The 14,806-nt window shown below is 56.7% G+C and carries 15 protein-coding genes; 3 read left to right on the forward strand and 12 right to left on the reverse strand.

Going from position 1 to position 14,806, the window contains the following annotated elements; all coding sequences use genetic code 11:
- Positions 1 to 4: 4 nt before the first annotated feature.
- The 11 genes from fliP to fliF all read right to left on the reverse strand — a co-directional run bounded on the left by fliP (position 5) and on the right by fliF (position 11,214).
- The gene (gene fliP / locus OR573_00455; GenBank protein ID XGA81637.1) at positions 5 to 718 is read right to left on the reverse strand and encodes a flagellar type III secretion system pore protein FliP; all 714 of its coding nucleotides are present in this window, start codon (positions 716 to 718) and stop codon (positions 5 to 7) included.
- Positions 719 to 813: 95 nt separating this feature from the next.
- Positions 814 to 1,275, reverse strand: a complete 462-nt coding sequence (gene fliO / locus OR573_00460) for a flagellar biosynthetic protein FliO (GenBank protein ID XGA80159.1) — start codon at positions 1,273 to 1,275, stop codon at positions 814 to 816.
- Positions 1,272 to 1,856, reverse strand: coding sequence for a flagellar motor switch protein FliN (gene fliN, locus OR573_00465; protein XGA80160.1), 585 nt, complete (start codon positions 1,854 to 1,856; stop codon positions 1,272 to 1,274). Before fliN ends, fliO begins: the two co-directional genes overlap by 4 nt.
- A complete protein-coding gene (gene fliM, locus OR573_00470; GenBank protein XGA80161.1) occupies positions 1,853 to 2,905 on the reverse strand; it encodes a flagellar motor switch protein FliM in 1,053 nt (350 codons plus the stop codon). The genes fliN and fliM overlap by 4 nt, the downstream gene beginning before the upstream one ends.
- A 21-nt stretch (positions 2,906 to 2,926) precedes the next feature.
- Positions 2,927 to 3,400, reverse strand: coding sequence for a flagellar basal body-associated protein FliL (gene fliL / locus OR573_00475; protein ID XGA80162.1), 474 nt, complete (start codon positions 3,398 to 3,400; stop codon positions 2,927 to 2,929).
- A gap of 147 nt (positions 3,401 to 3,547) precedes the next feature.
- Positions 3,548 to 5,770 (reverse strand): flagellar hook-length control protein FliK, encoded by a 2,223-nt coding sequence (locus tag OR573_00480; GenBank protein ID XGA80163.1) that lies wholly within the window; start codon positions 5,768 to 5,770, stop codon positions 3,548 to 3,550.
- A 17-nt stretch (positions 5,771 to 5,787) separates the two neighbouring features.
- Positions 5,788 to 6,252 carry a flagellar export protein FliJ gene (fliJ, locus tag OR573_00485; protein XGA80164.1) on the reverse strand — a complete coding sequence of 155 codons (465 nt, stop codon included), beginning with the start codon at positions 6,250 to 6,252 and terminating at the stop codon, positions 5,788 to 5,790.
- Positions 6,249 to 7,658 (reverse strand): flagellar protein export ATPase FliI, encoded by a 1,410-nt coding sequence (gene fliI / locus OR573_00490; protein ID XGA80165.1) that lies wholly within the window; start codon positions 7,656 to 7,658, stop codon positions 6,249 to 6,251. Before fliI ends, fliJ begins: the two co-directional genes overlap by 4 nt.
- Positions 7,659 to 7,660: 2 nt before the next feature.
- Positions 7,661 to 8,455 (reverse strand): flagellar assembly protein FliH, encoded by a 795-nt coding sequence (locus OR573_00495; GenBank protein ID XGA80166.1) that lies wholly within the window; start codon positions 8,453 to 8,455, stop codon positions 7,661 to 7,663.
- Entirely contained in the window at positions 8,448 to 9,455 is a 1,008-nt protein-coding gene (gene fliG, locus OR573_00500) for a flagellar motor switch protein FliG (protein ID XGA80167.1), read from the reverse strand. The genes OR573_00495 and fliG overlap by 8 nt, the downstream gene beginning before the upstream one ends.
- Complete coding sequence (gene fliF / locus OR573_00505) at positions 9,448 to 11,214, reverse strand: flagellar basal-body MS-ring/collar protein FliF (GenBank protein XGA80168.1); 1,767 nt, start codon at positions 11,212 to 11,214, stop codon at positions 9,448 to 9,450. The genes fliG and fliF overlap by 8 nt, the downstream gene beginning before the upstream one ends.
- 256 nt (positions 11,215 to 11,470) lie before the next feature.
- Here fliF and fliE point away from each other — a divergent pair, with 256 nt between their 5' ends.
- Positions 11,471 to 11,812, forward strand: coding sequence for a flagellar hook-basal body complex protein FliE (gene fliE / locus OR573_00510; GenBank protein ID XGA80169.1), 342 nt, complete (start codon positions 11,471 to 11,473; stop codon positions 11,810 to 11,812).
- Positions 11,813 to 11,816: 4 nt separating this feature from the next.
- Here fliE and OR573_00515 read toward each other — a convergent pair whose 3' ends face one another.
- Positions 11,817 to 12,200 carry a flagellar protein FlaG gene (locus OR573_00515; protein ID XGA80170.1) on the reverse strand — a complete coding sequence of 128 codons (384 nt, stop codon included), beginning with the start codon at positions 12,198 to 12,200 and terminating at the stop codon, positions 11,817 to 11,819.
- A 338-nt stretch (positions 12,201 to 12,538) separates the two neighbouring features.
- Here OR573_00515 and OR573_00520 point away from each other — a divergent pair, with 338 nt between their 5' ends.
- The gene (locus OR573_00520; protein XGA80171.1) at positions 12,539 to 14,233 is read left to right on the forward strand and encodes a PilZ domain-containing protein; all 1,695 of its coding nucleotides are present in this window, start codon (positions 12,539 to 12,541) and stop codon (positions 14,231 to 14,233) included.
- Between the two features lie 172 nt (positions 14,234 to 14,405).
- A complete protein-coding gene (fliS, locus tag OR573_00525; protein XGA80172.1) occupies positions 14,406 to 14,801 on the forward strand; it encodes a flagellar export chaperone FliS in 396 nt (131 codons plus the stop codon).
- Positions 14,802 to 14,806: the final 5 nt, after the last annotated feature.

Genomic DNA, 14,806 nt, shown 5'->3' on the forward strand with positions numbered 1-14,806 from the left:
CGCGCTAAAGCATGTAAAAACTTTCTGCCAGCGAACCGACAATCAGCTGCCAGCCGTCCACCAATACAAAAAGCATCAATTTGAACGGCAGTGAGATGGTGATAGGGGGTACCATCATCATGCCCAATGCCATCAAGGTGCTGGCCACTACCAGGTCGATAATCAGAAAGGGAATGAAAATCGTGAAACCGATCTGGAAAGCGGTTTTCAACTCGCTGGTGACAAAAGAGGGCAGTAATACGCGCATGGGCAGATCTTCCGGGCCTTCCATAGGGCCTATATCCGCCAGACGTGCAAATAGAGCTATATCAGGTTCGCGGGTCTGTGCCAGCATGAACTCACGAAAAGGCTGTTGAGCCACGACCAAAAACTCTTCAAAGTTGATCTGCTCTTCGGACAGCGGCACCCAGGCGGTCTGGTACACCTGGTCAAGCACGGGTGACATGATAAAGAAGGTTAAAAAAAGCGCTATTCCGAGTAATACCTGATTAGGCGGCGTTGCCTGGGTACCCATGGCGGTGCGCAGCAGACTCAGCACAATGATGATGCGCGTAAAGCTGGTCATCATTAGTAACATGGCGGGCAGGAACGCCAGCGAACTGAGAAACAGTAGGGTTTGCAGCGATACCGACCACTGCTGGCCACCATCTTCCATGGGCTCACTGATAATACCCGGCAGCTGTTGAGCAACGCTGACATCCGGTAAGCACAGCAGCATAATGGCCAGGCAAACCCATAGCCCGAGCACTGGCCGGGTACTGAAGGCTATGAGGGGCGCAGTGCGTCGCAGAGAAATCGTCGGTATCCGCTGGCTCATGAACTTGAATCGGACTTGTCGGAATCAGAAAACATGGTAGTGCCACCTTGTCGTTTGATGGCGTGGGCAAAGCGCTGGGCGAAGGGTTCTTCGCTATCATTGCGATGCGGTTCTGGCGGCGCGGGCAGTTCATGCAGCTTGCTGATCTGGCCATTGCCGACGCCCAGAACCAGCCAGGTGCCTTCTATTTCAACGACCACGACCCGTTCACGATTACCTACCGCCGTGCTGCCAACCACCTGTAGGCGGGCGCCCTGACGAACGTGACGATTACCCCAGCGCTTCAGAATAGCCGCACATATCAGGATGATAGCGACAACCAGCGCAAGCGCCGCCGCCGTTTTGCCCAGCGCCGCCATTCCGATCAAGGCATCGCTATTGCTTCCGGCGCTTTGCAAGGCGCTGGAAGCTGCGTCACCTGAGCCTGCCGCGGCAGCCGTGTTGGCGTCGTTGTTCATCGGTTCAGCTTGTGAATCCGCTCAGACGGTGTGATGATCTCGGTAATACGAATGCCGTACTTGTCTTCGATCACGACCACTTCACCTTGAGCGATCAGGTAGCCATTGATTAGGATGTCCATCGGCTCGCCCGCCAAGCCATCAAGTTCAATCACTGAGCCTTGTGCCAGCTCCAAAAGCTGTTTGATTGTCAGCTTGGTACGCCCTAGCTCAACGGTCAGCTTGACCGGGATATCCATGATCATTTCAAGATCACGGGCGTTGCCATGGCCGTTTGACTGACTCAGCGGTGGAAAGACATCACTGCTGGCCTGCCTGGCCTCAACTGGTTCGGAGGCGGCTTGTTCAGTCGCAGACGAAGCTTCTTCTACCGCCTGCTGTTCGGCCATGGCCGCTGCCCAAGGGTCGCCGCTTTCATCCATGCCGGTTCTACTGCTGCCCTGGTCATCCTTGTCCGACTGTGCCTGGTCAAATGCATCATCAGCGTCTGCGCTGTCGTTGTCTGCCGCCTGCTCGGACATGGCAGCCGCCCAATCATCGTCAGAAACGTTCTGATCGTCAGGCTTGTTGGGATCAGTCATGCGTTGGATTCCTTGGCTTTCTGTCGTACGGACTGGGTTAAAAAGTCATTGGACGAGACGTCATTCATTGCCGCGTGATCAATCATGCGTAGAACTCTGAGCGCACGCTGCTGTTTCTGGCTACCGAAGTGGCATTCCATCACTGGCACGCCATCCACGTGAGCGCTGACGACGTTAGGGATATCCACTGGCAGTACGTCGCCCTTTTTCAGCCCCATTACCTGGCCGATACGGCTGGATATCTGAGCAAATTCGGCTACCAGCTCAACCTCTGAGTGCTGAATCTCGCTGGCCATGCGTTTGTTCCAGGTGCCGTCCTGATCGTGATTGCTATCGTTGATCGGGTTGGCCAGCAGATCGCGCAATGGCTCGATCATGGCGTAGGGCAAACAGACCTGAAAATGGCTGCTCAGGTTACCGACCTCAAGGTTGAACTTGGTGTTCACCACAATTTCGTTGGGTGAGTTGGTGATATTGGCGAACTTGGATTGTACTTCGGAGCGTAAAAAGCTGGTTTCCAGCGGGTAGACGACCTTCCAGGCTTCCTGGTAGGCATCCAGCGCCAGATTCAACAAACGCTGGATAATACGCTGCTCGGTATTGGTAAATTCACGCCCATCAGACTTGGTGACAAAACGCCCGTCCCCACCAAAAAGGTTGTCGACCACCATAAACACCAGATTGGGTGGAAACACGACCAGTGCCGAGCCACGCAGTGGCTTGAGCGCCACTATATTCAGGTTGGTAGGCACTGGCACGTTACGCGCAAAATCGCTAAAACTTTGGTAACGTACTGATTCAACCGTGATATCTGCGCTACGCCGGATCAGGTTAAAAAGCCCGGTACGAAAGTAGCGCGCAAAGCGTTCGTTGATGAAGTCCAAGGCGTGCAGGCGCTCGCGAATGACGCGATGCTGCGTGGATGGATCGTACGGACGAATCCGCGATTCATCATTTTGTGATGATGAAGAGGATGGCTCGTCATCACCGCTGACGCCTTTCAACAGGGCATCGATTTCTTCCTGGGACAGTAGATCGTCCTGTGACATGACGGCTCCGAGTTCCCGGGGTTATTGCACAATAAATTCAGTGAACAGCACTTCGCGCAGTTCCAGCGGAGGCTGGTTTTCGGTCAGCGGCACTTCCAGCCGGTTGCGAATGCGCTGAGAGAGCAGTTCCTTGCCTTCCGGCGATGTCAGGTCATTGGCCTGCATGGCTGATAGCGCCGTGATCAGGCGGCTGCGAACCTGAGGCATATGCTCTTCCAGAATGGTTTTGCTTTCTTCATCACCCACGCGCAGCGTGATGCCGGTATACAGTAGGCGAGAAGCACGGTCATCAGCCAGGTTGACGGTAAAAGGCTCAACTTCGACAAAAATCGGTGATTGACGCTGTGGAACGGCTTCCTGAGCTTGCTCGCCATTGCCGTTATTTGTTTGGTTCATCACCATATAAATGGCGGCTGCTGCGCCGCCAGATGACAATAGCACCAGAATGATCATGATCCAGAGCAGTTTTTTAGACCCGCCGCTTGATTCTGCCATCGTATTTCCCATGTCTCCTTGCGCTGGGCACCATTATGCCCGTTACGCCTTGTTGTGATGAAACGAACAGGCTCGCAGTGCGAGCCTATCTTTTAGCTTAATTGAGCCAATGCCTGAACCACAGCATAACGCTGATGGAGGTTATTTTTATGCATACAGATCCACACGACCATCAAGGGTAAGCGACTGACGTTGCGGGGTGATATCGACTGATTCCTCGCTTTCATTCGGACCCGAGGCGTTACTGCCTTGACCATTACCGCCACCGGCTAATGCAGCCTCGTCGTCACTCTGCTGGCGCTGCTCCCCAACAGACGTGTCTGCCAGCATGATGCCCTGTTCGGCCAGCGCTTCGCGCAACTGGGGGATGGCTTGTTCGATCACCTGCCTGACCTGAGCATGAGCAGATAAAAAGTGTGCCTGAGTGCCCTGCTCACCCATTTTAAGTGAGACGGAAAGCGGGCCAAGCTCTGCCGGATGAATATTCAGTTTGATCTGCTGTTCGCCACCACGTTGAGCAAACTGCACCAGCTGTTGACCCAACTCACGCGGCCAGGCGGCACTGTTGAGCGGGGCTTGCAGGCTACCTTGAGCCGTTTGAGCCAGTGAGCCGGCTGCATTTGCCTGGGCAGTCATTGATACCCCTTGGGCATTCATGCCCTGAGCGGGCAGCTCAAAGCCATCCTGGCCAGCACTGGTGCGGCCGCTAATGTTGGCCGCGTTGAGCGCCGCAAGCAATAAATCGCTGCTTCCACGCGTCGGCGGGGCTCCGCCGCTATCAGCCAGGGGGTGTGGTCGTTGGGTGGCGTCAAGCAGTGTTGTTGAGTCGCCATTCAGCCCGCCAGATGAAGACAGGCTGAGCGATGAAAGACTGGCAGACGCCTGAGACACTTTTTCAAGGCTGCGATTTTCAGCATCAGCTGACGGATGTTGTCTGGCAGCCGCCACGCTTTGCAGCATAGCCATCATCTGCTCTGCACGTTGAGGCAGTTGGGCATCATAGGTGGGTGCCACAGCGGGTTGCACGCTCTGCTGAGGGGCTGCCGCAATGTTGATGCTAGCAACGTCGGGCGTCATTGAGGCGTTGGACGCTTGAGGCATCGCTGCTGCCAGCGCTTCACGCAGCTGAGGAGCTGCCTGTTCGATGGCCTGGCGAACCTGAGGGTCAGCGGAGGCAAAGGTGGCCTGCAGGCCCTGATCACCTGAGGCCAGTGTCACCGTCAACAGGCCGCGCTCAGCAGGGGTCAGCTGGAGCTGAGCCTGAACGACGGGCTGGGAAGACGAGGCTGTCTGTGCTGCCGAGTCTCTCGGCGTTGGCTGGGCGGCTTGAGTCGTATCAGCTTCCTGAACCGCCTGAGCCATGCGGGCAAGCTGCTGGCCAAGCTGGTTAGCCCAGTCAGTGCTTGTCAACGTGGCTGCAATGCGCGACTCAGTGGCCTGAGGGGCTGCCTCAGTACTGATGCTAACAAGGTTGGGCGGCATGGATGCGTTGGACGCTTGAGGCGCCGCTGTTGCCAGCGCTTCACGCAGCTGAGGAGCCGCCTGTTCGATGGCCTGGCGAACCTGAGGGTCAGCGGAGGCAAAGGTGGCCTGCAGGCCCTGGTCAGTTGAGGCCAGTGTCACCGTCAGCGGGCCGCGCTCAGCGGGGGTAAGCTGGAGCTGAGCCTGAACGACGGGCTGGGAAGACGAGGCTGTCTGTGCTGCCGGATCTCTCAGCGTTGGCTGGGCGGCTTGAGCCGTGTCAGTGCTCTGAACCGCCTGAGCCATGCGGGCAAGCTGCTGGCCAATCTGATTGGCCCAGTCAGCGCTTGTCAGCGCAGCTGCAATGCGTGGTTGGTCCACTGCTTCTGCTGAGCTGGCGGTAGGTGGGGCCGCACCAAACTGGGCGACCAGCGAGAGCCGTTGGGTAATCTCCTGAAGAGGGTCGGGAGCCAGCTCGCTGTCAGCAACTGCGCTATCAGGTAACCCTTGAGGTATTGCATCGGCACTTGCCATGAACATCGGTTTGCCCATATTGGCAAGCCTGTCACCCGTTTGGACCGTGAATGAGCCGCTTAGTGTCTCCAGGGCATCCAGCAGGGCGGGTTGGTCAAGAATATCTTCCACCATGGCCTGCATATCGTCACGCTGCAGCTGTTCCTCGCTGATACCCAGCGCTTGCAGGCGACGCTCAACGCCTTGATGTGACGTTTCAAAAGCCACCGGGGAAGGGTTAACAGGCATGGTGGGAACAGGCACTGGTTTCACCGAGGCTTGAGTAAAGGCCTGCAAAAAACCGCTCTGACCTGTTTGAGCACGACTACTCATACTCCCTTGTGGAGGAGCCTCGGTATTACCCTGTAGCGACGCCAACATAGCGTGAATGTTCATGATACCTTCCGGCCTCATTAAAGAGGCGTGTCAGATTGCCGGTAGGCCCGGCGGCTGGCTACCAGGTCATCGTTGGTCTTCTGCTCTTGGCGGTTGTCACGCCGCTGAGCCTCAAGCTGGCGCCTTGATGTCAGTGTATCGTACGACGAGAGTTTGCGTTGTTCCTGGCGCCAGTTTTCCTGGGTCTTGGCAACGCGCTGTTCCTGATCTGCCAGCGCTTGCCTGGCGCGTGCCAGGGCAGCGTCCAGGGAGGCCAGAAACTGCTGGTAATTGTACATGCTGGCAGGGTCAATACCCTTGTGCATGGCCGCCTGCAGACGCTCGCTGTATTCTGCGCGATAGCGATGCAGGGTCTGCAGCTGGGCTTGCGTCTGCTGTTTGGTCTGGCGCTCCTTGGCCAACAGTTGCCCGGCCTGGTCGCGGGCATCCCGTGCCAGTTGAGTGAGCATATCCAGTTGGGAGGTATCGGTATTGGACGTCATGATTGCCCTCCAGCGTTGGCCTGGCCAACAACGGCTGCCAGTGCCTGGCGCGAGTCGCTGATAGTGGCCTGCTCATTCATACGCTGCTGAAGAAAGTGTTCAAGCTCCGGAAAGCGTTTTACCGCTTCATCAAGCTGTGGGTCGTGTCCGGGCGAGTAAGCCCCGACGCTGATCAGGTCACGGTTACGCTGATAGCGTGAAAAAAGACGTTTGAAATTGCGCGCCTGCTGCTGCTGTTTCATATCCGTGATGGCGGTCATCGCACGACTGATCGATGCTTCAATATCAATGGCCGGATAATGACCTGACTCTGCCAGGGTGCGTGATAATACAATGTGTCCGTCCAGAATAGCACGGGCCGCGTCAGCAATGGGATCCTGTTGGTCATCGCCCTCTGTCAGTACGGTATAGAAGGCGGTAATGGAGCCGCCGCCGCGCTCGGCATTGCCCGCCCGTTCCACCAGGCTGGGCATTTTAGCAAATACAGAAGGCGGGTAGCCTTTGGTCGCTGGGGGTTCGCCAATCGCCAGGGCGATTTCGCGCTGGGCCATGGCAAAGCGGGTCAGTGAATCCATAATCAGCAAGACATCGCGCCCTTCATCGCGAAAGCCCTCGGCCAGCCGCGTGGCATAGGCGGCCCCCTGTAAGCGTTGCAGCGGTGAAGTGTCGGCGGGGGCCGCGACCACGACCGAGCGTTTACGCCCTTCGGGGCCGAGAATATTGTCAATAAAGTCCTGCACCTCACGGCCACGCTCACCAATCAGGCCGACAACAATCACATCGGCTCGGGTGTAACGCGCCATCATGCCGAGCAGCACGGATTTACCCACCCCGGAACCAGCAAACAGCCCCATACGCTGGCCGCGCCCAACGCTTAACAGCGCATTGATAGCGCGAATGCCGACGTCAATCTGCTGTTCGATCGGGGCGCGGGAAAGGGGGTTCAATGGCGTCGTGCTGAGCGTTGCCCGAGGGGCATCATCAAGGCTTTCGCGGTCGTCCAATGGGTTGCCATTCCCATCCAGCACCCGGCCCAGCAGATGTACGCCCACCGGGAAGCGTCGGGCACTATGGCCGCTGGTGTCGCCCAGAGGCGTGACCCGGGCGCCAGGCATCAGGCCAGAAATTTCTTCCAACGGCATCAGGTAGAGTTTGTCGTCGGAAAACCCGACAACCTCAGCCTCGGCGTGGTGAGCGCTGGTGCCCAGGCGCCCATCACGGCCAGGCAATTCAATCACGCAGGCGCTGCCCACGGCCACCTTCAGGCCAACCACTTCAATCACCATGCCAGTGGCACGGATCACCCGGCCGCTGGCGCGGTAAAGCGAGAGCTGGCTGATACGTGTCTGGGTGCGCTGAACAGCTTTCTGCCAGCGCTGTTGATGAACAGAGGCGGTCGTGCTCATGGCTATTCTGGCCTGTCGTCTGATGATACTTCGGCGGCGCTTTTATCCTTGGAAAGTTTATGATGACGTTGGCGCCGATGTGCATTGATTGCTTGCCAGCGGCTTTCAAAGGTCGCGTCAAGCTCGCCCTGAGCGCTGGTTACCCGGCAGCCGCCCCGCGCCAGCTGGTCATCCGGCTGGAGTTTCCAGTTGGCAGCACTGAGTTCATCGGCCAGGTGCTGGCTGACCAGAGTATGATCCTCCGGATTCAGCCATAGGCGTTGCTGGCCGACCAGCGGTGGTTCGGTATGCAGCAGTTGGCGCACCAGGCGCAGAATTTCTTCTGGCTTGGCTTCAAGGGCTTCGCCTGCCAGCTGACGGCCGGTCAGCAGGGCCAACTCCACCAGATCATCGGCAAGGCTTTCATCAAGCCTTGCGAGCGCATCATCAAACTGCTTGGCGATATGGGCCAGGGGCGCCAGGGTCTGGTTGATCTGTTGCTCCAGCGCCTGCTTGGCTTCCTGTTGGCCGGCTTCCAGGCCTTCGGCATGGCCTTCCTGCTGGCCACGTTTGAAGCCTGCCTGGTAGCCCTCCTGCTCGGCTTGTTGTCGGATCTTCTGATAATCTGCCTTGCGCGCCTGTTCTTCGCGCTGGCGAGCCTCTTCAGCGGCTTTTTGTGCCGCCGCGACCTTGCGGCGGTGGATGGCCGCCGGGGATTCCGGCTCGTCAGAACGCTGAGCAGGCTTGGCCAGCTCATCCATTTTCCAGCGTCGCCAGCTTTCATGGCGATCAAATTCCGAGGGCTGGAAATCAGACATAGGCGTCATCTCCTCCCGCCAGGACTATTTCACCGGCATCGGCCAGGCGGCGGACGATCTGCAGGATGGCTTTCTGCTCGGCTTCGACCTGAGAGACACGAATCGGGCCGCGGGCTTCCATATCCTCGCGGACAAGATCTGCCGCCCGCTGGGACATGTTGCGCAGAAACTTGTCGACCAGCTCGTCTTCGGCACCTTTGAGGGCCACGACCAGTGAATTGTTCTCGACTTCCTGAAGCACCATCTGGATCGCGCGGTTGTCGAGATCCAGAAGGTTCTCGAACAGGAACATCTCGTCGATGATCTTCTGGGCCAGATCCTCGTTATGAGAGCGCACGGTTTCGATGGCGGTTTCTTCCTGGGAGGAATTCATCAGGTTGAGGATCTCGGCCGCCGTTCTTACCCCGCCCATCTTGCTGCGTTTGAGGTTCTGGCCTTCCAGCATGCTGGTGAGCACCTCGGTCAGCTCCTGCAGGGCGGCGGGTTGCACACCGCTGAAAGTGGCAACGCGTAGAATCACATCGTTGCGCAGTTTTTCATCAAACAGTTCAAGAATGTCGGCCGCCTGGTGGCGTTCCAAGTGAACCAGAATGGTGGCGATAATCTGCGGATGCTCATCGCGGATCAGCTCGGACACCATAGAGGCTTCCATCAGATTGAGTGCATCGATGCCGGAGTTTTCCCCAGTGGTTTCGAGTATATCCTCAATCAGGCTGGTGGCGCGCTCGCTACCCAGTGCCTTGGTCAGCACGGAGCGAATGTGCTCGCTGGAGTTGAGGTTAAGCGCTACAAACTCTTCGGTTTCCTGATGGAACGCTTCCAGAACAGCTTTCATGTCTTCATGAGAGATCTGGTGCAGGCGGGTCATTTCCAGGCTGATTTCCTGCACCTCGTTAGCGCCCAGGTACTTGAACACTTCTGCTGCACTGTCTTCATCAAGCGCCAGTAGCAAGATGGCGCTTTTGCGTGCGCCGCTCATCTGGGTAACGGGACTAGTCATGAGAGTTCATCCAACTGCGAATTATCATGGCGACCATACGGGGGTCTTCCTGAGCCATTTCACGCAGATCCTGAAGGTTGTGTTCATAAAGCGATGTTTTGCGTTTGCGCTTGGGTCGACGGTAGGTTTCTTCGTCGTCGTCGCTGGCTGTATCGCTGGCGTCTTCCTCGTCATCGTCACCCACACTGGTGTTTAGGGTGCTTTCCGCTGGCATGGCGGCGGCCATGACCGGGTCTTGGGTGTAGCGCTTGATCAAGGGCCGCAAGATCAGCAGGTAAAGCAGTAGCGCCGCCAGCCCAACCAGCAGGTAGCGGCCTGCATTGGCCGCCATGGCCAGTATTTCCGGGCGCTGCCACCATTCCAGCACCTCTTCTTCCTCACCCACACGGGCAAAGGGGGTGTTAACGACATCAATTGCATCACCGCGAGCGACCGAGAAGCCCATTGCCTGACGTACCAGGCGTTCTATCTGACTGACTTCCTCGTTGCTCAAGGCAACCGGTATCGGTTCGCCTTCGTCGTTGATTTCTTCACGGTAGTTGACCACAACCGCCGCAGTTAAACGCTCAATCTCACCGCGACGGTATTGAACGTGGGCGATATTACGATCCACTTCGTAGTTGACCACGTCATCCTGATTCAGGCGCTGCAAGGCCGCTGGATCGTTTTCCCCCTCGCCGTTATCTTCTTCTTCGTCATCAGGCGCATTAATCGGTGAAGGAGCAGTACCTGGCGGCGTATTGCTGAGCGCGCCAGGAATGCCGGTTGCCAGTGGGTCTTCGCCATCAAAGGAAAGGCTCAGCTGACGACTGCGCACGGCAGCTTCGTTGGGTGCCTGGTTCGGGCCGTAGGTTTCGGTGGTTTCTTCGCGGCTGGAGAAGTCGATCTGTGCGGCTACCTGAGCGCGGACGTTATCGGTGCCAAGAATCGGTGCGAGGATATTTTCAATCCGGCGTTGGTAGGAGCGCTCGACTTCGTGGATGTATTCCAGCTGCGAACCGTCCAGATCATTATTGCCATTGCCGCTGGTATCCGCCGAGAGTAAGCGGCCATCCTGGTTGACCACCGAGACGTCGGCTGCCGCAAGTTCTGGCACGCTACTGGAGACCATATGCACAATTGCGCTGACCTGTCCTTGGCCAAGCGCACGGCCAGGTAGCATAGTGAGCACGATGGATGCCTTGGCGGGTTCGGAGTCACGAATAAACACCGAAGGTTGCGCCAGCGACAGATGCACCCTGGCCTCTTCTACTGGGCCAAGGGAGCGAATTGAGCGGGCAAGCTCGCCTTCAAGGCCGCGCTGATAGTTGACCTGCTCGGTGAACTGGCTGACCCCGAAAGCCTGGTTCTGCATCAACTCAAGGCCGACATCGCCACCGCGTGGCAGGCCCTGCTCAGCCAGCTGTAAACGCAAGGGATAGACGTTTTCACTCGGCACCAGTATGGCCTGGCCATTATTGCTGAACTGGTAGGGCACTCCACGGGTATCGAGTTCGGCAATAATGCGTCCACCGTCCGCTTCGCTTAGATTGTTATACAGAACGCGGTATTCCGGGCTGCTGGCCCACATCAACAGCACCGCAATAATAGCGATGCTGGCCGCGCCTGCAATCAGCAGGGCGATCAAAGGGTTACCGCGCAGCTGTTGTTTCACCCGCCCAAAAGCCGACACGGAAGCATTTTGCGCTTCCGTGTCACTTGCTGGCGGTGTTCGAGTCGTGCTGTTCTGACGGCCTGGCGTAGAATCAGTTTCGCTCATTCACTCCTCCGTGAGCACAAGCAAAGCTGATGACGGCCCAGGCGCATCACCAAAGAAAACATAGGCTGCATCCGTCAATCGCGATGATCCGCTGACTATTCAAGCGGAATTATGATGAACGCCATTATCCGGTGGCCTGTCACCCCTAAAGGAACGAAAAGATTCGCTTTCCATACGTATTTGTTGGCATGAAGTGAGCAGCACGGATGTTAGGCTTATTAATATTATTTCACTTTTTAACGCTGAAGGCATGTGTATGAGCTCACCCGCTATTCAATCAGTGCTACAGCAGATGCAAGGTCTGGCGAATCAGGCCAGCCAGCCGACCAATCAACTCGGCCTTAATGGCTCCCAACTGGCATCAACGGTGGGGCAGGGGAGTTTTGGTGGTGAACTGCAGGCCTCCATTCGGCGCATCAATGAGCTGCAGAAAACGGCGGCCAGTCAGGCCATGGATTTCCAGACAGGCGAGTCTGATCTGCCGCTGAATCAGGTGATGGCAGATATGCAAAAGTCCAGCGTTGCCTTTCAGATGGGCACACAGGTAAGAAACCGCTTGGTGACGGCTTATAGAGATGTGATGAATATGCAGGTTTAGCCACTCAGGCCTTAACGCTGATCAGGCCACCCTGCAGTTTACTCAAGCGCAGTTCACTCAAGCGCTCTGCAAGGCGCAGCACTTCTTCGGCCGGAATCTGGCGGATAACCCCGCCAGACTCGCGATCAACCACCCGTGTAATCACCCGTGAATTTTCATCACTGATTTCAAACTCCAGCCCGCGCTGATTCATAATCGCATTAATTTGTTCAACGGGTTCAGCAAGTTCAGCGGCGTCAAGGCGTTTTTGTTGCTCTTCCTGCTGTGCGGATAAGGCGGCAGCAGGCATCGCTGGTTGGATATGGGTATCGACAGGTTGGCGCAAGATGGTTTCCTGTCTAGCCGGTGGCGTCAGCGTCGGTACGGCATCAATCAATGGTGAATACATCTTGATGTCCTCTTCTTTATATTGTTATAGCTTAGCCGAGCGCTCAGAGTTCGCCCCCATTTAATCGCGATCTGTATTTTGCTGTTTGGGCTGTTTTTCTGGCACTCAAGATAAATCGGCCAATATCCAGCCAACTTTAGCGCTTTTTCAGCGGCAGCGATGAGTCTCTAATCGGTAGATATTAAGGTTAAAAAAAGTTAGCTTAATCCTGTACGCTGCCTGTAAAGGTTCTGGTATGCTTTTGCGTCGCATTAACTCGAATGCCGCCCGCTGCCCGTTTGGCAGTGCATGGCCTGAGCATGACATCTTATGGTGAAGGATAGGGAAGCGAGGCGTGGATGGCAGCGCAAGGCAATGAATACGAACGCATCACCGGCCCGGTGATGATCGAAATGCTGTTGAATGACCTGATTGAGAACGGTGGCGTATCGCTTTGTCTGGATGAGCCGCAGGCGCGTCAGGAGCCCATCGTGCTGATGGAACAGCATGCTGATAATACCTTGGTAATGGATCTTTCCTCGGTTGATTATCTGTTGACGCAGCTACAGGACGGTGCAACCTTTACGCTGCGCGGACAAGCGCAGGGTAAGGTGGTTCACACCCCTTCGCTCGGGCTGACCGAAGTGCGTTATTCCGGCGGCCGTTACCTGTGTTGTAGTAATTACCCAGGCTATCTGGATATGCTACAGCGCCGTGAGTCCTTTCGTGCCGAACTGCGAATGGGTATGCAGGTAAAGGTGACGCTGCTGGGCGATGATCATCAGGCCGTCAATGGCGACCTGCGTGATTTAAGCCAGGAAGGCTGCCTGGTAGAGTTGCCGATGACTGCCAGTGGCATCCTGGCGGCGGCTGGCAGTCATCCCATCAAGATGGCGTTGACTTTTCCTGATAACACCTACTTCGAAGCCTACGGTGAAGCGCGCCACCAGAGCACGGAACCTGATCAGCAGTTGCTGCGGGTTGGGTTCCGCTTTCAGCGCTGTGACGGTGAACAGGAACGTCAAGTCTGGTACTTCGTGTGCGAGATCGAGCGTGAAGCTGCCCGCTATGAACGAGAAAACCAGTCAGCGCGACAGCCTTCCCCACTGTTTGCCGCGCCCCAGCCACGCCACGCCGCGGATGACCATGCGGGTCGGCGCGAAGTGCGCCTTTATGCAACTCCCATAGCGCGTCGCCTGGCCAAGGTAGCTGCGTACCTTGATGCCCAGATGTTGCTGCTGCAAAACGGTAGCGATATTGATTCACGCCAGCTATCGCGCTATGCAGACCGTTTGCTGGCGCTGCATGAAGAAGATCGCGAAGCGCTGCTGTTTGCCTGCCGCTGCATGACGCGGGAGCCACTGCTGGTACGCCACAGCCTGGCGGTGGCGGTGCATCTGCTGGATCTGGTCGGCAATCATATCCCTCAGGATGTGCGCAAGGCGATTGCTGCCAGTGCCATGGTGCATGACCTGGGTAAAGCGCTGGTTCCCCAGGTGTTATTCCAGGCCAAAACCTTTGATGCCTCGCACCGTAACACCATGAGTGAACACGTTGAGCTGCTGTTGATGCGGATGAAAAACTGCCACTGGCTGTCGGCCAGTATTGCCCATGCCGTCGTTGGGGGTATCAACGAGCGTATGGATGGCAGCGGTTACCCGAAAGGTGTCAGTGGAGAGCAGCTCCATGAGCTGGCAAAAGCCAGCGCCGTTGTCGACGTGGTTGAAGCCATGCGTCGTGACCGCCCTGATCGCCCGGCCCGTACCGTGCAGCAGATTTACCGCCATATGCTGCGTCATCCCCATCAGTTCGACCCGCGTTGGATGAAGCGTTACGTGGAACACTTCAAAACACTGCCGATTGGCTCCCTGGTGCGCTTTTCCAGCGATCAGCTGGCCTGGGTGCAGCGCCTTGATGCTGAGGGTAACCCGGTGGAAGTTCAGGTTACCCAACATGCCGAATCCCCCAGCAACACCAACCTCGGAACCCTGGTCAGAGGCGATGTCAAGGAGCGCCTGGGGCGCCCGATGAGCGAGATAGCCGTCTCAACCTGAGGCGCTTAAGCTCTGACGAGTGCTTGACTATCAGATCACCTAAGCCGTGATTAAGCTATAAAAAGGTGCGTCATTGTTAAAGTAGCGGTGGCTCTTGCCGATATAAAATCTACACTTGAACAAGCGTAGTCAGGCATTGCCAGCTGCGTTTTTAAAACAGGAGCGACACCAAATGACGTACTCGCGTGGTGCAAATGCCTATGCACGGGTCGGGGTAGAGAGCGGGGTGATGTCAGCAGACCCGCATAAGCTGATCGTTATGCTTTTTGATGGCGCCCAGGCGGCTATCCGTGCTGCCCGCATTCATATGCAGGCGGGCAATATAGCCGAAAAAGGCAAGGCAATTTCCAAGGCGCTGGATATCATCAACAACGGCTTGGCCGCAGCGCTGGATCAGGAAAAAGGCGGTGAAATTGCCGAACGTCTTGGCTCGCTTTACGACTACATTGCCCGCCTGTTGCTTACGGCCAATTTGCGCAATGACGAAGAAAGTCTCAATCAGGCCGAAAGTCTGCTCGAAGATGTTGCCTCGGCATGGCGGGAAATCGGCCAACAGCAAAGCGCATGAGGCCT

Source organism: Halomonas sp. CH40 (genome assembly GCA_041875495.1).
Taxonomy (GTDB): domain Bacteria; phylum Pseudomonadota; class Gammaproteobacteria; order Pseudomonadales; family Halomonadaceae; genus Vreelandella.